Consider the following 18,637-nt stretch of genomic DNA (forward strand, 5'->3'; position numbering starts at 1 on the left):
CAAGTTCAGTTGCGCCAGCGACACTGGCCTCCCTTTTTCTCGACAAGGTCTAAGCGCTCCTGGTGCTCGCTGAGCTCTTGTTCTGTTGCAAATACTACTTTTAGAGGGGCACGATTAGAATCAATCAAACGAACGCCAACTCCATCCCCACTGCCCTTTTGCTTTAAATTTAACTTATTTTGGCCACCGGTCATTTTTAAGAAAACGTCGGCCAGCAATTCGGCATCCAATAATGCGCCGTGGTAAGTCCGTGATGTGCGATCTACACCATAGTAGTCACTTAAGGAGTCTAAGTTTTTACGTGAAGGTAAAGGCTTATTGCCCGCCATTTGCACTTCACGTTTATTGTATTCACCACGCCGCGCCACCAATAATGAATCGGTGATAGTACAGATATCGGCACATTTGGGCATCGCTTGAGCCAAGGTTCGCGACATCATTTCAAACTCGTGATCTAGGAAGCTAATATCGAAGTTTGCGTTATGTGCCACCAACTCGCCGCCACGAATAAACTCAACAAAATCATGGGCAACATCTCTAAATAAAGGCTTATCTGCGACAAATTCATCGGTAATACCGTGAACTTGAATCGCCTCTTCATCAATCAACTGCTCGGGGTTGATATAAACATGAAAGGTATTGCCGGTTAGCTTTCGGTCGATAACTTCAACACAGCCAATTTCGATAACGCGGTGCCCTTGGTAGATAGGTCCGCCACTATCATTCATACCGGTGGTTTCAGTATCAAATACAATTAAGCGATGGCTCTTGGATTGGTTCACAACAACTCCTATGCGACACTAAGCAGATAATCCTGCAAGTTTAACAAAAATATGGCAAAAGAAGTCCACTTGTTTACCGATGGCTCATGTTTAGGTAACCCAGGTCCTGGAGGATATGGAGCATTGCTAGTTTACCAAGCTCATCGCAAAGAGCTTAGCCAAGGCTACCGACTCACCACCAACAACCGAATGGAAATGCTAGCGGCCATTATTGGCCTAGAAAGCCTAACTCAAGCCTGCAAGGTGATATTAACTACCGATAGTCAATATGTTCGCCAAGGAATAACTCAATGGATCCACAACTGGAAAAAGCGTGATTGGAAAACCGCTGCAAAAGCCGAGGTAAAAAATGCCGATTTATGGAAGCGCTTAGATGCAGCCTGTCAACGCCATCAAGTTGAATGGCACTGGGTGAAAGGCCACGCTGGACACCCAGAAAATGAACGAGTAGACGACCTCGCCCGCGAAGCGGCCACTAACAACGCCTGCTTAATCGACGAAGTGTACGAGCAACAAACCTAGCCACTAATTGACGAAGGCACCGGAATGCGTTGTTTCACTCTCCAGGCCTTTTTGACCGGGGTTAGCGGTGCGCGGCGTTTACGGGCCACTATAAAATACGCCGATGCCGTAGCGCGAAAATAACGCTTGCCCCAACGCTCAAACCATTGCGGCGCGGGCCGGCTATTAACAAACGAGGTATAAGCAAAACGCTCATCATTAAGCACTTCAAAACCTAATAGGTTTAACCAATCCTTCACCCGCGCAGGGGTAAACATGCGACACGACCAAGGCATTCCACGTTTTCTGAAGGGAAAGTAACGACGCATACCCAATAAGCTAAATGGATTAAAACCGCTGATAATCAGGTAACCATCGGCTGTGAGTACTCGCTCTACCTCACGCAATATTTGATGGGGATCTTTCGAAAAATCCAAACTGTGGGCTAGCAGGCATAAATCGATACTGCTTTCTTGAAAAGGTAGTTGCTCCGGGTGAGCACGTAAGCCAATTAAGTGCCCTTGCTTTGCCACATTTAATTGGTGACGTATCATCGAGGCATGGCAGTTTAACTGAGCACTTAAATTACCCAGTTTTAACATGTGATAACCAAAGGCCACAGGCAGGTGCTGGTCAAGCAAACTTTGCTGCTGCTCCATTAACCAATCGCCTAATGGCAGATCTTGCCAGAAGTCAGGGCTTGCAATTACTTCACGAATTTTCGCCGGCTTCATCAATTCCCCGTACCAATCTACTGCAGTTAAGGCAATAATGTGTCATCGACTTTAACGACAGAGATATCATAATGCAAATCATCCATATACCCGCCTTTAATGATAACTATATCTGGTTAATAAAAGAGGCAAATTCAAACGATTGTGTTGTGGTCGACCCAGGAGACGCTGCGCCAGTAGAACAGCGACTTAAAGATATTGGCGGCCAGTTAAGCGCCATACTAATTACTCATCAACATGCCGATCATATTGGCGGTGTTGAAAGGCTATTGGCCAGTTATCCGCAGGCTAAGGTTTATGCCCCAAAAAACGCTAGATACACGTTTAAACATCAAGCAGTTAAACAATCAGATAGCTTCACTCCCGAAGGTTTAAACCAGCCTTTCTCGGTGCTTGAAGTGCCAGGTCACACCCTTGACCATATTGCCTACCTAAGCAAGGGTCACTTGTTTATTGGCGATACTTTATTTTCGGCGGGTTGTGGAAGGTTATTTGAAGGCAGCGCCCAACAAATGCACCAGTCTTTAGAAAAAATTAAGGACTTACCAAACGACACCCTAATTTATGCAGCGCATGAATATACTCAAGCCAACTTACAATTTGCACTTAGTGTAGAACCAGATAATGCAGACTTACTGAGTTACCAGCAGCAAGTAAGTAAGCTACGCCAAATGGGCCTACCCAGCCTGCCAACCAGCTTAAATCAGCAATTGGCAATAAATCCCTTTTTACGCTGCAACAATGCAAATATTAAAGCCGCGGTTGAGTTGGCTGAATTACAACCATTAAACAATGAGATAGCAGTATTCGCTGGCCTAAGATCATGGAAAGACCGCTTCTGACTTGCCAAACTAGCTTTAGCTCAATACCATTGAGCACTGAATTTTACGTAAATGGATAAATCATGAAAGCGCTCACTGTTGGCCTTTTTTCTTTATTATTGGGCGCTTGCCAACTCACTAATCCTCAAGTTACTGAACAATTAGTAGATGCTAATGCTGTAGACGCTAGCGAGCAGCAAACTAAAGCAGAACAAGTAAAGGAAGTTGAAGAAGCGAAGGTTCAGGTACAACCGGAAGCAGAGCCAGAGCCTCAAGCTCCGGTTTATCACGACGTTTGGGTTAGAATTGAGGACCAACTGGCCATTCCTCTGCCAGAGAACAACAAACGCCTACAAGCTCAACTTAACTGGTTTTTAAAACACCCCGACTACATGCGCCGTGTATCAGTTAGAGCCGACCCTTACTTGTTTTTTATTGTTGAAGAAATTGAACGCCGGCAAATGCCTTTGGAGCTCGCGCTTTTACCCATCGTAGAAAGTGCTTTTCAACCCTTTGCATACTCCCATGGGCGTGCAGCGGGAATCTGGCAAATAATCCCTGGTACAGGTAAACGCTTTGGTCTTGAGCAAAATTGGTGGTACGACGGACGCCGCGATGTATATGCCTCTACTCATGCCGCACTCGATTACCTTGAGTATCTACATAAATACTTTGATGGCGATTGGTTACATGCTCTTGCTGCCTATAACTCTGGCGAAGGTCGCGTTCGACGTGCTATTCGCGCCAACGCTAACGCTGGCAAAGCTACTGATTTTTGGTCGCTAAACCTACCTAGAGAAACTCGCGCTTATGTGCCTAAACTATTGGCACTAAGCCAAATGTTACAACATCGCGATGAGTACCAGCTAAATATCCCTGAAATCGCCAACAAAGCGCATTTTGAAAAAGTTGATACTTATAGCCAAATCGACTTAGCACTAGCGGCCGATTTAGCCAATATTAAACTTGATCAATTACATAAACTGAACCCAGGTTTTAACCGTTGGGCTACAGCACCTGATGGCCCGCACTATTTGTTAGTGCCAAAGAAAAATGTACCTAATTTTGAAGTAGCCCTTGCCTCTTTGTCTAAACAAGAGCGCATGCAATGGGCGCGTTATAAAGTGAAGTCAGGTGACAGCCTTAGTGTCATCGCCAAGCGTTATAACACTACCAGCAAACAGATCCGAGAGCTTAACCAGCTAACCAGCAATACTATTCGCATTGGTCAACATTTGTTGGTACCAGTATCTTCGCGTAATCAGAATGCTTACACCCTTAGCCAAAGCCAACGTTTAGCTAGCCAACAAAACAAACCTCGTGGCGACATTAAGCTAAATTACACGGTGAAGTCAGGGGATAGCTTTTGGAGCATTGCGCAGAAATATAAGGTGTCGCACCGCAACATTGCAAAATGGAATAGCATGGCGCCAACCGACACTTTAAAACCGGGTAAAAAGCTGGTGATTTGGCAAAAATCTCAAGCCAATAAAAACCATATTCAAACCGTTACCTATAAAGTACGCAACGGAGATTCACTGTCTCGCATCGCCCAAAAATTTAAAGTGTCAGTGACCGATTTATTGAAGTGGAATGACCTAAACAAAAATCACTATTTACAGCCAGGTCAGAAGTTAAAGCTGTATATCAACGTGGCTGAAGTTAGCGCTTAGCAAAACGGAAGTGCACCAACAAGGCATTGTGATCGGAACTCTCGGTCACAATGCTCTCGCTCTGATTCACCCGTAATCCACGATAAAACACGTGATCTAAAGCTTTTCCAAAAAAGCGAGTTCGCCTATCTGGCTTAAACCTCACCGTTTTTAATTGGTGCGCAGTAATAAACTGCTCTAGCACTGCTAAACGCGCACTGCTCCAAGTATTAAAATCACCAGCTAAAATCACAGCGCCATGGTACCCCGCCAGCCACGGACCAAGCAGCTGGAGTTGCCGCAAATAATCTTCTTCACTGAGAGTGAAATTAATACTATGCATATTGATCAGCAATAATTGCTGCTGTTGCCATTGGTATAACTGCAATAACGCTGATTTCGGTACTCTTATCCACGGCTCGGTACTTAAAGCCAAACAGTTTTCCTCACTAGCAAACTTGGCCAAGTTCATTACTCCTAGTCCATCACCAAGCCACTCAAAGGCGATAGCTTGATACTGGTGCCATTGAGGTCCTTCAGACCAAGCCAACATGCGCTCTCTGCTGGCTTCTTGAAGCAGCATAAAATCGGCTTGTTGTGAGAACTGTTCTAGCTGTTCTGTCCAGCCTTGATTTTGGCCTTTATAGCTATTCCATACTAAAACAGAAAAGTCTGCAGTATCAGGCAAAGCTTGAATATTCTGTATATTCGCAGGGTGGTAATCTAGCGTTTGATTCTCACAAACTGGCAGCTGCGCATAAGCAGCAGAGCTTAATAAGACAAATAAAGTGCTTATTAACATAGCTTGGAAAAACCAACGCATCACTCGCACATTAAGCCCTCATACAAAACTTAGATACAAAAACAAAACCGATAAAACAGCCCGTAAATAGAAAGATATTTTGGCAAAGCCTAGCGGCTTGGCAAATTTGCGACATACTTGAGCTATCATCAAATAATGGATAAACAAATGCAATCTCAAGAGCCAAGGACACTAGTTCCCATATTTGCTGGCGGTGGCACCCGCCTACCCGCCCATATTGGGATTCTAGCCGGCTTAAAAGAGCTAAATGTTCATTTTTCACATATTGTGGGCGTTTCTGGGGGCAGTATTATCAGCTCCTTATTTGCTAGCGGTATGGATGTAGAGCAAATAAAAGCCATTGCCTTAGATACCGACTTCGAGCAGTTCAAAGGTTTTTCGCTGATCAGCTTACTACGAAATGGCGGGCTTTGTTCAGGCGACAAGTTTGAAGAATGGATCGATGACTTACTTAATGGCGTTACCTTTAGTCAGCTGCCAATGCAGTTACATGTAGTAGCCACCGATGTACGCTCTGGCTCACCAGTTGTATTTGATGCTATTCGCACCCCTCACGAAAAAGTATCGCGAGCAGTGCGTTTTTCTATGTCTATTCCACTAATTTTTTCTTTTAAGCCCTACCAAGACCACTTAATGGTAGATGGCAGCATATTGTCGGAAGATGCTCTTCATCAAGATTGGGCTGAAGATGGCACCCCTGTCATTTGCTTTAGACTACGAGGCGACAATGACATAAAGCCATTGCAAACTAATGGAATTTTCCCCCTTGCCGCGTACATTTCATTATTAATTAGAACTTTCATGACCACCATTTCAAGAGAGTATGTTAACGAGAAGTTTTGGCATAGAACCATCGTAGTAAATACTGGCAATACCTCACCGGTCGATTTTCACCTCAACGATGAAGCAAAGTTACGTTTATTCGACACCGGTTATCAAACTGCCATTAACATCGTGCCCGCTAAAATATGGCACCAACAGCACCCGGCTCCGCAAGCTGACAACAAACATATTTAAAACAATGGCTTGATCACGTTTTCAAGCTACTAAAACCGCTTCACAGCCTGTAAAGCGCATAGCCGTCTACACTTAAAAAAACCAAAAAAATAAACAATTCGGAACGTAGACTATGTCACTAACTATTCGCCAACGCTTACTCTTTTTATCACTAGCGCCCGTGCTTATTTTGGCCGTTAGTATTTTGCTCCTGACCATCTCCGAGACCCAAAAGCTCACCCAAGGGCAATCTAAAGAAACCCGAGAAAACATGGTTAATATGAAAAAGGATGAGCTAAAAGCCTATATGGGTTTAGCCTACTCTGCGGTGGCCGAAATCTATGAAAATGGTGGAACCTTAGAGCAAGCCTTACCCATATTACAACGCCTAGAATATGGCGAAACAGGATATATGTTCGGTTATACCAATAAAGGTGTTCGGGTGTTTATGGGCACATTAGATAAAGGCATTGGCGATAATTTTTGGTCACTGCAAGACAAACAAGGCCAGTACTTAATTCAAGACCTGATTAAAGCCTCGAAAAAAGGCGAGTTTTACACCTACTATTTCCCTAAACCTGGCGGCAGCGAAGCCTTGCCGAAACTCAGCTACGCCATTTACTTAGACCGCTGGGATTTAATGATGGGCACCGGTTTTTACACCGATGATGTAGAAGCGGTAATTACAAGCTTAGAAGAACATGCAAAAGACAGCCTGCAATCATCTCTAATGTTCTTAGGGCTAACAGCTGCTGTCTTACTCGGCTTTGCACTTATCATCGGTTACTTTATTAATCGAAGCATAATGGCGCCGCTACAAGACTTAAATAATTCCTTTGAAAAACTCGCCAGTGGCGATGCAGACTTAAGCGCCCGACTCGACACCAACTACGTGCATGAGTTTGGGCAACTTGCAACTAACTTTAATTCCTTCATCGAATTACTCCACGAAATCATCAGCATGGTAGGTAATGTTGCCCACGACGTTGCCAAAGAAACCTCTTCAATGTCTGACCGCGCCAATAGCGTTGACCAATTGCTGGTAGAACAACGTGAAGAAACCGAGCAAGTGGCCACTGCTATGACAGAAATGACCGCATCTGCTCACGATGTTTCTGACAATGCAAATCAAGCGGCAAACTCTGCCCAACAAGTTGATACTAACGCTGGTCAAGCTATGAGTACCGTGGGAACCGCGGTAACAACTGTGCAGCAACTGGCCGATGAAATAGGCCAAGCGAGTGAGGTGATAGGTAAGCTTGAAGGGGATGTGCAAAATATTTCTTCTGCTTTAGGGGTGATTCAAGGCATTGCCGAACAAACAAACCTGCTGGCCTTGAACGCAGCCATTGAAGCGGCCCGAGCAGGTGAACAAGGCCGAGGCTTCGCAGTGGTGGCCGATGAAGTTCGTCAATTAGCCAGTCGTACCCAACAAAGCACCGGTGAAATTCATGGCATGATTGAACGCCTCAAGAGCGGCTCCGATGCAGCTGTGTCAGCTATGAATAGTAGCCAAGAGCGCAGTGGTGAAGCTGTAAGCGGTGCTAACGCGGCCAGTGATGCGCTGCAGCTGATTAAAGAATCTATTCAACACATCATGGACATGAATGCCCTCATCGCAACGGCAACTGAGGAGCAAAGCCATGTGGGCCAAGAGATCTCCCAGCGCATTGTGCATATAGCTGACCAATCTAGTCAATCTGCCGGTCTAGCACAAGAAAATCGTAGTGGCAGTGTTAACCTTAATGAACGCGCAGAACAACTTGAAGAATTAGTAAAACGCTTCACTCTATAAAGAGTTTTTAGCAAAGCCCCTTAAATTAAAGGGGCTTTTTTATATCTATTGCTAAGTAGCAGAATCAATTCACAAAAAAGCTTAAATCCTTGTGCTAGTCTGCCGATAATAACTCAACAATACCTCTAAAATATATCAACCGCAGGGAGCGAACTATGTCTCTTACTATACGCCAACGTTTACTTATTTTGGCCTTAGGGCCGGTTCTTATTTTGGCAGCCAGTATGCTTTTTTTAAGCTACTCCGAAACTAAAGCTCTGAGCCAGGCTCAATCATCAGAAACACAAGAAAACATGATGGAGATGAAAAAAGCTGAGCTAAAGGCTTATTTAGATATGGCCTATTCATCGATAGCCGATATCTATGAAGGTGGGGGTAGCCTAGAGCAAGCGATGCCAACGCTTAAACGGTTAAAGTATGGCGAGAGTGGTTACATATTTGGCTATGACAAGACCGGGGTGCGAAAGCTACTTGGCGCTAGTGATAAAGGCATTGGCGATAACTTTTGGTCACTGCAAGACAAACACAACCAATACATAATTCGTGATTTACTAAAAGCATCAAAAAACGGTGATTTCTATACTTACTACTTCCCTAAACCAGGTGGTAGTGAAGCATTACCAAAACTAGGTTACGCCATCTACCTAGATAAATGGGACTTATTCATCGGCACTGGTTTTTATACCGATGATGTTGACGCTGTAATTGCAAAACTGGAAGCCGAAGCCCAAGCTAGCCTTGAGTCGTCAATGCTATTTATCTTTATTACCGGTATTGCCCTGCTCGGCTTAGCTGTAGTGATTAGTTACTTTATTAACCGCAGCATTATGGCCCCACTGCAAGATTTAAATCAGTCCTTCGAAAAGCTCGCCAGTGGCGATGCAGACTTAAGCGCTCGTCTGCGAACCGACTATGTTCATGAGTTTGGTCAATTAGCCAATAACTTTAATGCCTTCATCTCGCTTCTTCACGACATTATTAGCATGGTAGGTAAAGTGTCTTCTGATGTAGCCAAAGAAACCTCATCGATGTCTGATCGCGCCAACAGCGTTGACCAACTGCTTGTGGAACAACGTGAAGAAACTGAACAAGTGGCTACGGCGATGACTGAAATGACCGCTTCGGCTCATGACGTATCCGACAACGCTAATCAAGCAGCCAACTCGGCACAAGAAGTTGATAACAACGCAGGTCAAGCTATGACTACGGTAGGCAGCGCAGTTACCACTGTGCAACATCTAGCCGATGAGATTGGTCAAGCCAGTGAAGTGATTAGCAAGTTAGAAGGCGATGTACAGAATATTTCCTCGGCTTTAGGGGTAATTCAAGGCATTGCCGAACAAACCAACCTATTAGCGCTGAACGCTGCCATTGAAGCTGCGCGCGCTGGTGAGCAAGGACGAGGGTTTGCAGTTGTTGCCGACGAGGTTCGCCAATTGGCCAGCCGCACCCAACAAAGCACCGGTGAAATTCATGAAATGATTGAACGATTAAAAAGTGGCTCTGACGCAGCGGTAACGGCAATGGATACGAGCCAAGAACGCAGTAGCGAAGCCGTTAGTGGCGCCAATGCCGCCAGTGATGCGCTGCAGCTGATTAAAGAGTCGATTCAACACATCATGGATATGAATGCGCTTATTGCCACCGCTACCGAAGAGCAAAGCCACGTTGGCCAAGAGATATCTCAGCGTATTGTGCAAATTGCCGATCAATCGAGTCAATCAGCCAGCCTCGCTCAAGAAAACCGCGCAGGCAGCCTGAACCTTAACGAACGTGCCGAGCAACTAGAAGAGCTGGTAAAACGTTTTACTTTGTAAGCTCAAACAACCTTTCTAATAACAAAAAAGCCACCCTAAGGTGGCTTTTTTATTTAGTGCTGTTTAACCAACATTAACCCGTGCATTACGGAACATACGCATCCAAGGGCTATCTTCGCGCCAGTCATCAGGGTGCCAAGAGTGCGCTACCGTGCGGAATACACGCTCTGGGTGAGGCATCATAATGGTTACTCGGCCATTTTTTGAAGAAAGGCCAGTAATACCTAGCGGCGAGCCATTAGGGTTAGCTGGGTATTGAGTTGTAGCTTCGCCATAGTTATCTACATAACGTAGCGCCACGGTACCACTGCTCGCCAAGGCATCTAGATGCGCTTGGTCACGCACTTCCACACGGCCTTCACCATGAGAAACCGCGATAGGCATTTGAGAACCTGCCATACCATTTAGGAAGATAGAAGGTGATTGCTGCACTTCTACCAAACTAAAGCGAGCTTCAAAACGCTCAGATTCGTTGCGTACAAAACGCGGCCATAAATCAGCTCCTGGGATTAGCTCGCTCAGGTTTGATAGCATCTGACAGCCATTACATACACCAAGAGCAAAAGAATCGTTACGTTCGAAGAATGCACTGAACTGTTCACGCGCTCGGCTGTTAAACAGAATCGACTTCGCCCAACCTTCACCAGCACCAAGTACGTCACCGTAAGAGAAGCCACCACAAGCCACTAAACCTGCGAATTTATCTAGGCTCACTCTGCCAGCCAAAATATCGCTCATATGCACATCTACTGCTGCGAAACCAGCTCGGTCAAAGGCGGCTGCCATTTCGTGATGCGAGTTAACACCCTGCTCACGTAAAATAGCCATTTCAGGTTTTAGCCCCTTAACAATGTAAGGCGCGGCCACATCTTCGTTGATGTCGAAACTTAAACCGATATTTAGGCCTGGATCTGCGGCATCAAATTTGGCATCAAATTCTTGCTTGGCACATTCTGGGTTATCACGCAGCGCTTGCATTTGATAAGTTGTTTCAGCCCAAATACCGCGGTAATGAGTGCGTGTGTTCGCCAGTACAACTTCACCGTTACGGGTGAAGCGAATCGCATCATCATCGTTTAGTGAGCCAATAACATGGCTACAAGAGGCTAAACCGTGTCCAGCGAGAACGTTTAGTACGGCTTCTTTTTCTTCAGTTTTAACCTGAATCACCGCACCAAGCTCTTCACTAAAGAGCACGTCTAAAGTATCACCAGCCAATAAGTCTAGCGCTACGTCTACACCACAATGGCCAGCAAAAGCCATTTCAGCAATAGTTGTGAACAAGCCACCGTCGCTGCGATCGTGGTAAGCAAGCAGTTTCTGCTCAGCAGTAAGTACTTGAATCGCGTTAAAGAAACCTTTTAGTAGTTCAGGTGAATCTACATCCGGTACTTTGTTACCAAGCTGTTTATAAACCTGCGCTAAACAAGAGGCGCCCAAGCGGTTCTTTCCTTGGCCTAAGTCGATAAGAATTAGGTCGGTATCGCCAGCATCATTTCGTAATTGCGGGGTAACCGTTAAGCGAATATCTTCAACTTTAGCAAAGGCGCTAATAATTAAAGAAAGTGGTGAAGTCACCGCTTTGTCTTGGCCTTCATCTTGCCAAGCAGTCTTCATCGACATCGAGTCTTTACCTACCGGAATAGTAAGACCTAATGCTGGACAAAGCTCTTCACCTACTGCTTTAACAGCAGCGTATAAACCTGCGTCTTCGCCTGGGTGACCAGCTGCTGACATCCAGTTAGCCGACAACTTAATGTTGTTTAACGAACCAATGTTAGTGGCTGCAATGTTAGTTAATGCTTCCGCTACCGCTAAGCGTGCCGAGGCTGCATGGTCAATCAGTGCTGCAGGTGTGCGCTCACCCACCGACATAGCTTCGCCATGATAGGTATCGTAACTTGCCGCTGTTACCGCACAGTTAGCAACCGGAACCTGCCAAGGACCAACCATTTGATCACGCGCCACTAAACCGGTAACACTACGGTCACCAATAGTGATTAAGAAGGTTTTCTCTGCAATGGCTGGTAAACGTAACAAACGTTCTGCGGCTTCTGCTAAATCAAGCTTATCGCCATTAAAGGCCGGGCCATTAAACGTTGCAGTTTTAACGTCGCGATGCATTTTAGGTGCTTTACCTAAAAGTACTTCTAGCGGCATACGAATAGGATCGTTGTTAAAGTGAGAATCGTGAAGAATCAAATCACGCTCTTCGGTTGCTACACCAATAACTGCATATAAGGCACGTTCGCGCTTACAAATGGCGTCGAACACTTCCAAATGCTCAGGTGCAACAGCCAGCATGTAACGCTCTTGAGATTCGTTACACCAAATTTCTAGTGGTGACATGCCTGGTTCATCATTTGGCACGCTGCGCAAATCAAAAATACCACCACGGCCGCCGTCATCGACCAGTTCAGGGCAAGCGTTCGATAAACCGCCAGCACCAATATCGTGAATGAATGCGATAGGGTTAGCATCACCTAGCTGCCAACAACGGTCGATAACTTCCTGACAGCGACGCTCCATTTCTGGGTTTTCACGCTGTACTGAGGCAAAATCTAGATCTTCACTCGATTGACCAGAAGCCATTGAAGAGGCAGCACCACCACCTAAACCAATGTTCATGGCTGGGCCACCAAGTACGATGATTTTAGCACCAACCGGAATCTCACCTTTCTCAACGTGGTCTTCACGAATGTTACCTAGGCCACCTGCCAACATGATTGGTTTGTGGTAACCACGTACTTCACTACCGTTAAAGCTTTCTACTTGCTCTTCGTAGGTACGGAAATAACCCAAAATATTAGGGCGACCAAATTCGTTGTTAAACGCCGCGCCGCCTAATGGGGCTTCAATCATGATTTCTAAAGCATCTACAATACGGCTTGGCTTACCAAAGTTACTTTCCCAGCTCTGCTCAAAACCTGGAATGCGTAGGTTACTAACGGTAAAACCAACCATGCCAGCTTTAGGTTTAGAACCACGACCGGTTGCACCTTCATCACGAATTTCGCCACCAGAGCCAGTTGCTGCGCCTGGGTAAGGAGAGATAGCCGTTGGGTGGTTATGCGTTTCTACCTTCATCAAGATATGAATATCTTCTTGATGGTAGTTGTATTGCTTGGTTTCAGCATTTGGGAAGAAGCGGCCAGCCACTGAACCTGTCATTACCGCTGCGTTATCTTTATACGCCGACAGTACGTAGTCGCTGTTCAATTCATAGGTATTCTTAATCATTTTGAACAATGATTTTGGCTGTTTTACCCCATCGATTGTCCAATCAGCATTAAAGATTTTATGGCGGCAGTGCTCTGAGTTTGCTTGAGCAAACATCATTAGCTCTACGTCATTAGGGTTGCGCTTCATTTTTTCGAAATTTTCGACTAGGTAGTCAATTTCGTCATCGGCCAAGGCCAAACCTAATTCTTGGTTAGCTTGTTCTAAGGCTTGTTTACCGCCAGATAGAATGTCTACCGACTCAAACGGTGCAGGGCTTGCGTGTTCAAACAATGCGCTAGCTTGTTCGGTTTCTGCAAATACCACTTCCATCATACGGTCGTGAATTAAGCTTTTAAGCTGTTTGCTTTGTTGCTCGTTTAGTTCGCTACTGGTATCTACATAGTAAGCAATACCACGCTCTAAGCGCGTTACATTGGCTAAACCACAGTTATGTGCAATATCACTTGCCTTAGAAGACCAAGGAGAAATTGTACCTGGACGGGGAGCTACCAAAAGCAACTGGCCAGTAGGCTGATGCTCGGCAATAGTAGGGCCGTAGGTCAATAACTTATCTAATACTTGTTGTTCAGCATCAGTCAAATCACTTGAGATATCAGCAAAATGCATAAACTCAGCGTAGATAGCTGTAACAGGAAGGTCTTGCTCTGCGCAGCGTTTTAACAATTGCGCAATTCGAAACTCAGACAGTGCAGGTGCACCACGTAGTACCAACATATTTATGTGCTCGCTTTTCCAGATGGAGGTGGGAGGGGGAAAATTGCGCGTATTATAGATAAAAACTGCGACAATGGTAAACAAAACGTTAGCTTGACGAGGAAAACAACGCTTAAAGCTAGACAGCCAAGCGTATATCCCTAAAATCGAATAAAAATAATAGCGTGGAAACCAGATTTGATGATTAAACAGCAACGCTTCACCCTGCTTCTAGCGTTGCTCGCTTTGTTTGTATTACAAGGCTGCGAACCCAACCCCTTTGTCTCAGAGCTAGAGCAAATTCGCCAACGTGGAAAACTGCGCGTGGGCACCTTGTATAGCCAGCAAATCTTCTATTACGACCAACATGAACAACCAACGGGCATGGAATACGAGTTATTGGAAGACTTTGCTAACTACTTAGGCGTTGAGTTGCAAATGGTGCCTTTATATAACCAAACAGAGCTTTATCGAGGTTTGCATAACAATCAGGTAGATCTTTTAGCTGCAGCGCTATCGCCAACTAATGCGCTACGCGAAAACTTTCGCTTTTCTCCAGAGATATATAAAGTAGACGCCAAGGTTGTTTATAAAAAAAATACGCGCCGACCGCGTGATATTAGCCAAGTGGATTCTCCATTATGGATTACCACAGGTAGCTATCATCAACCTTTGCTTAAGAGCTACCGCAAAGAACACCCAGAATTAGCCATTGAAGCCACAGACCGCCTAGACAGTAGCGAATTACTCAAAAGCATTGTTGATGAAGACATCCGCTTCGCCTTGGTGGATGACACCACCCTCGCCTTGCATCAACGTTTTTACCCAGACCTAGCTGAAGCTTTTACCTTAAGCGAATCTACGTCTGTAGTTTGGATGGTAAACCGCCTGCGTGATGACAGTTTATACAGCGCGCTAATCGAATTTATTGGTGATAAACACAGCAATGGTGACATTACTCGTTTGTACGAACGCTATTTTGGCCATATTCAACGTTTCGATTATGTCGATACTCGGGCCTTCTTGCGCTCTACTAGCACCCGCCTGCCTAAATACGAAGATTGGTTTAAGCAATACGCAGGTAAGTTAGACTGGCGCCTGATCGCAGCAGTGTCTTATCAAGAATCTCACTGGCGCCCGCATGCTAAATCTTTCACCGGTGTGCGCGGCATGATGATGTTAACTCTGCCAACAGCTAAATCTGTGGGAGTCACTAATCGTTTAGATCCAGAACAAAGCATTCGCGGCGGCGCTGAATATCTGCAAAAGCTAATAAACCGAGTGCCCGATAGCGTCCGTGAAGATGACAAAATATGGTTTGCTCTTGTCTCTTACAACATAGGTTTTGGCCATATGTTAGATGCTAGGCGAATTACTCGAATGCGTGGCGGCGATCCAGATGCTTGGGTAGATGTTAAAGAAAACCTGCCACTGCTTATGCGTAAAAAATGGTACCAACAAACTCGTTATGGTTACGCTCGCGGGCAAGAAGCCTACAACTATGTAAACAACATTAGGCAGTATTATCAAAGCCTTTTGTGGCTAGATGCTCAGAAAAAAGAGTCGCAACGCCGTCAGGAGTTAATGAAGAATCGTGCACCTTATCCAGTGAATAATCCCAGCGTCGAGGCTAGTGAACCAAATAAAACAGAAGTTGATACCATTAACTAAAGAATAATCTTGACGATTTGTCACATAACTGTCATGTTTTATGCTTAATCTGTAATGGAGATTAAAAACTGTAAAGCGTCCTGCCTACGCAATGGAGAGGATAGTATGATTAGAAAGAAACGCGTTACCCTTCACTCGCCACGTCGCCGAATTCAATTGGCTCGTCAGCACCGTAAGGTTTTGTTAAGACAACGTTCTTTTGTTTTGACTGAAATGGGTTTAGTCAGCGTCGCTGAGTAAACCACTGCTCTGTTGTTTTTTTCGCAGCTTGTGTTGTTCACGACGCTTGCGAAAAAAACGACTAATGTTCTCACTGCACTGTTCCGCTAATACTCCAGCTTCTACCTCAGCTCGATGATTTAACTGCTCACAATCAATAATATTAAACACGCTTCCCGCAGCGCCTGTTTTAAGATCGCTTGCACCATAAACCAATCGTTTCACGCGTGCATGCACCATGGCTCCCGCACACATAGAGCAGGGCTCTAAAGTAACGTAAAGCGTGGTATCTAATAGCCGGTAATTGCCGATATTCTTGCCTGCTTCTCGCAGTGCTAGTATCTCAGCATGGGCAGTAGCATCGTTAAGAGTAATCGTTTGATTCCAGCCTTCTCCCACTACTTCGCCTTGGTAAACAACCACTGCTCCAACTGGCACTTCTCCTTGTGCTTCTGCTTTATCTGCTAACAGCAGTGCATGTTTCATCCAGTCAATATCGGTATTGTCCAAGTACTTATCCTTGCCTGTTTTACTCGCCACATTGTAAACCTGAAAGCTGCCTGACTAAAGCCCCCAACAAGCCCCCTACTCTTTAACAAAAACAAAAAAGCCGGCACAAGGCCGGCTTAGCTATTTATTGAAACGTTTATTCAGCAGGCTTTTCTGCTGGTGCTTCGCTAGGCGCAGCCGCTTCTTTAATACTTAGACGTACACGGCCTTGGCGGTCTACTTCTAGTACTTTAACTTTCACTATGTCGCCAACAGTTAGGTGGTCAGAAACATTAGCAACACGCTCTTGAGAGATTTGCGAAATGTGTACTAGGCCATCTTTACCTGGCAAGATTTCAACAAATGCACCGAAGTCTGCAAGACGAACAACTTTACCTTCGTAGAATTGACCCGCTTCAACTTCAGCAGTTAGCTGCTCAATACGTTTAATCGCTTCTTGAGCTTGCGCGTTATCAGTTGCTGCAACTTTCACTGTACCGTCATCTTCGATTTCGATAGTAGTGCCAGTTTCGTCAGTAAGTGCACGAATAGTTGCACCACCTTTACCAATTACGTCTTTGATCTTCTCTGGGTTGATCTTAAGCGTGTGGATACGTGGAGCAAACTCAGAAATCTCTTCACGAGAAGTACCGATAGCTTGGTCCATCACACCTAGAATATGTAAACGTGCACCTTGCGCTTGGCGTAGGGCAATTTCCATAATTTCTTTAGTGATACCTTCAATCTTAATATCCATCTGCAATGCAGAGATACCTTCAGAAGAACCAGCCACTTTAAAGTCCATGTCACCTAAGTGATCTTCATCACCTAAAATGTCAGAAAGAACAACGAACTTGTCGCCTTCTTTTACTAGACCCATTGCGATACCCGCAACAGAAGCTTTAATTGGTACACCCGCATCCATAAGCGCTAGTGAGCTACCACAAACAGAAGCCATTGAGCTAGAACCATTTGATTCAGTGATTTCAGATACTACACGTACAGTGTATGGGAAGTCTTCAGCACTTGGCATTACCGCAGCAACACCACGCTTAGCCAAACGACCGTGGCCAATTTCACGACGCTTAGGTGAACCGATGAAGCCCGTTTCGCCAACACAGTAAGGAGGGAAGTTGTAGTGAAGCATGAAGCGAGATGTTTGCAAGCCAGCTAGCGAGTCAATCATCTGTGCATCACGTTCTGTACCTAGTGTACATGTTACAAGAGCCTGAGTTTCACCACGGGTGAATACAGAGCTACCGTGAGTACGTGGTAATACGCCAGTCATTACGTCTAGCGCACGGATCATATCTGGTTCACGACCATCGATACGCGGCTCACCAGCAATAATGCGTGAACGAACTACGTTTTTCTCTAACTTGCCTAGCTCGTCACCAATTTCTTGGCTGTCTAGCGCTTCGTCTTCAGCAGTTAATGCTTCAACAACCGCTTTTTTGATTTCGCCAACTTCAGCGTAACGCTCTGCTTTGTCGGTAATTTGGTAAGCTTCAGTTAACTTAGCTTCTGCTAATGCTGCTACTTTATCTTTAAGTGCAACGTTAACTTCTGGCGCTTCCCATTCCCAAGCAGGTTTAGCAGCTTCTTCACACAGTTCGTTAATGGCAGTAATTACCGCATTTGATTGCTCATGACCATAAACAACCGCGCCAAGCATTACTTCTTCTGAAAGTAATTCTGCTTCTGACTCAACCATAAGAACGGCACTTTCGGTACCTGCTACAACAAGGTCTAGCTTGCTTTCTGGTAGCTCTTCAGTGGTTGGGTTAAGGATGTAGTTACCATCGATGTAACCAACACGAGCAGCACCAATTGGGCCGTTAAATGGAATACCTGAAAGGCTTAGCGCCGCAGAAGTACCGATTAACGCCACGATGTCTGGTTGAACTTGTGGATTTACAGAAACCACTGTTGCCACAACTTGTACTTCGTTTACGAAGCCATCTGGGAACAATGGACGGATTGGACGGTCAATCAAACGTGCGATTAACGTTTCTTCTTCCGAAGGACGACCTTCGCGCTTGAAGAAACCACCAGGAATTTTACCTGCTGCGTAAGTACGTTCTTGGTAGTTCACAGTCAACGGGAAGAAATCTTGGCCAGGTGTAGCAGTTTTTTTACCCACTACTGATACAAATACTGTTGTATCGTCCATAGTAACCATTACGGCAGCTGTAGCTTGACGAGCGATAGCGCCAGTTTCAATGGTGACTGTATTCTCACCGTATTTAAACGTTTTTACGATAGGATTCACGTGAATTTCCTTTAATTTATGTTCTCTTTTCAATTCGCGCTAAAGTATAAAGCAATGGCTTGTCAAAAGATAACTTTATCCTTACTAAAACCACTGTTATCACACCACTTTGTGACTTTTATTTAAGCA

General features: G+C 45.1%; 13 protein-coding genes. 7 read left to right on the top strand and 6 right to left on the bottom strand.

All coding sequences use genetic code 11. The annotated features are described in order from the left end of the window. Positions 1 to 5 precede the first annotated feature (5 nt). The gene (gene dnaQ, locus OAG1_RS15335) at positions 6 to 782 is read right to left on the bottom strand and encodes a DNA polymerase III subunit epsilon (protein WP_256471378.1); all 777 of its coding nucleotides are present in this window, start codon (positions 780 to 782) and stop codon (positions 6 to 8) included. Positions 783 to 833: 51 nt separating this feature from the next. On the opposite strand from dnaQ, the gene rnhA reads away from it, so the two are divergent. Further along, entirely contained in the window at positions 834 to 1,304 is a 471-nt protein-coding gene (gene rnhA / locus OAG1_RS15340) for a ribonuclease HI (protein WP_338621888.1), read from the top strand. Here rnhA and OAG1_RS15345 read toward each other — a convergent pair. Next, entirely contained in the window at positions 1,301 to 2,017 is a 717-nt protein-coding gene (locus OAG1_RS15345; protein ID WP_016402360.1) for a methyltransferase domain-containing protein, read from the bottom strand. The genes rnhA and OAG1_RS15345 overlap by 4 nt on opposite strands. Before the next feature lie 71 nt (positions 2,018 to 2,088). Between OAG1_RS15345 and gloB the strand changes: the two genes are divergently transcribed. Beyond that, on the top strand, positions 2,089 to 2,859 hold the full coding sequence (gene gloB, locus OAG1_RS15350; protein WP_338621889.1) for a hydroxyacylglutathione hydrolase: 771 nt from the start codon (positions 2,089 to 2,091) through the stop codon (positions 2,857 to 2,859). 62 nt (positions 2,860 to 2,921) lie between these two features. Then, positions 2,922 to 4,511 carry a LysM peptidoglycan-binding domain-containing protein gene (locus OAG1_RS15355; RefSeq protein ID WP_338621890.1) on the top strand — a complete coding sequence of 530 codons (1,590 nt, stop codon included), beginning with the start codon at positions 2,922 to 2,924 and terminating at the stop codon, positions 4,509 to 4,511. On the opposite strand, the gene OAG1_RS15360 is transcribed toward OAG1_RS15355, so the two are convergent. Then, complete coding sequence (locus tag OAG1_RS15360; protein ID WP_338621891.1) at positions 4,501 to 5,313, bottom strand: endonuclease/exonuclease/phosphatase family protein; 813 nt, start codon at positions 5,311 to 5,313, stop codon at positions 4,501 to 4,503. The genes OAG1_RS15355 and OAG1_RS15360 overlap by 11 nt on opposite strands. 147 nt (positions 5,314 to 5,460) lie before the next feature. On the opposite strand from OAG1_RS15360, the gene OAG1_RS15365 reads away from it, so the two are divergent. The 3 genes from OAG1_RS15365 to OAG1_RS15375 all read left to right on the top strand — a co-directional run bounded on the left by OAG1_RS15365 (position 5,461) and on the right by OAG1_RS15375 (position 9,921). Next, the gene (locus OAG1_RS15365) at positions 5,461 to 6,330 is read left to right on the top strand and encodes a patatin-like phospholipase family protein (protein WP_152779731.1); all 870 of its coding nucleotides are present in this window, start codon (positions 5,461 to 5,463) and stop codon (positions 6,328 to 6,330) included. Positions 6,331 to 6,442: 112 nt separating this feature from the next. Beyond that, entirely contained in the window at positions 6,443 to 8,104 is a 1,662-nt protein-coding gene (locus OAG1_RS15370) for a methyl-accepting chemotaxis protein (protein ID WP_016402365.1), read from the top strand. A 155-nt stretch (positions 8,105 to 8,259) separates the two neighbouring features. Beyond that, the gene (locus OAG1_RS15375; protein ID WP_338621892.1) at positions 8,260 to 9,921 is read left to right on the top strand and encodes a methyl-accepting chemotaxis protein; all 1,662 of its coding nucleotides are present in this window, start codon (positions 8,260 to 8,262) and stop codon (positions 9,919 to 9,921) included. A 63-nt stretch (positions 9,922 to 9,984) separates the two neighbouring features. Here the strand turns inward: OAG1_RS15375 and purL are convergent, their stop codons facing one another. Next, positions 9,985 to 13,878 carry a phosphoribosylformylglycinamidine synthase gene (gene purL, locus OAG1_RS15380; RefSeq protein ID WP_338621893.1) on the bottom strand — a complete coding sequence of 1,298 codons (3,894 nt, stop codon included), beginning with the start codon at positions 13,876 to 13,878 and terminating at the stop codon, positions 9,985 to 9,987. A gap of 180 nt (positions 13,879 to 14,058) precedes the next feature. On the opposite strand from purL, the gene mltF reads away from it, so the two are divergent. After that, positions 14,059 to 15,528, top strand: a complete 1,470-nt coding sequence (gene mltF / locus OAG1_RS15385; RefSeq protein ID WP_016402368.1) for a membrane-bound lytic murein transglycosylase MltF — start codon at positions 14,059 to 14,061, stop codon at positions 15,526 to 15,528. 219 nt (positions 15,529 to 15,747) lie between these two features. Here mltF and tadA read toward each other — a convergent pair whose 3' ends face one another. Next, a complete protein-coding gene (gene tadA / locus OAG1_RS15390) occupies positions 15,748 to 16,287 on the bottom strand; it encodes a tRNA adenosine(34) deaminase TadA (RefSeq protein ID WP_338621894.1) in 540 nt (179 codons plus the stop codon). 106 nt (positions 16,288 to 16,393) lie between these two features. After that, positions 16,394 to 18,508, bottom strand: coding sequence for a polyribonucleotide nucleotidyltransferase (pnp, locus tag OAG1_RS15395; protein ID WP_016402371.1), 2,115 nt, complete (start codon positions 18,506 to 18,508; stop codon positions 16,394 to 16,396). Between the last annotated feature and the right edge of the window lie 129 nt (positions 18,509 to 18,637).

The sequence above is a fragment of the Agarivorans sp. OAG1 genome, from assembly GCF_037076485.1.
Lineage (GTDB): Bacteria > Pseudomonadota > Gammaproteobacteria > Enterobacterales > Celerinatantimonadaceae > Agarivorans > Agarivorans albus.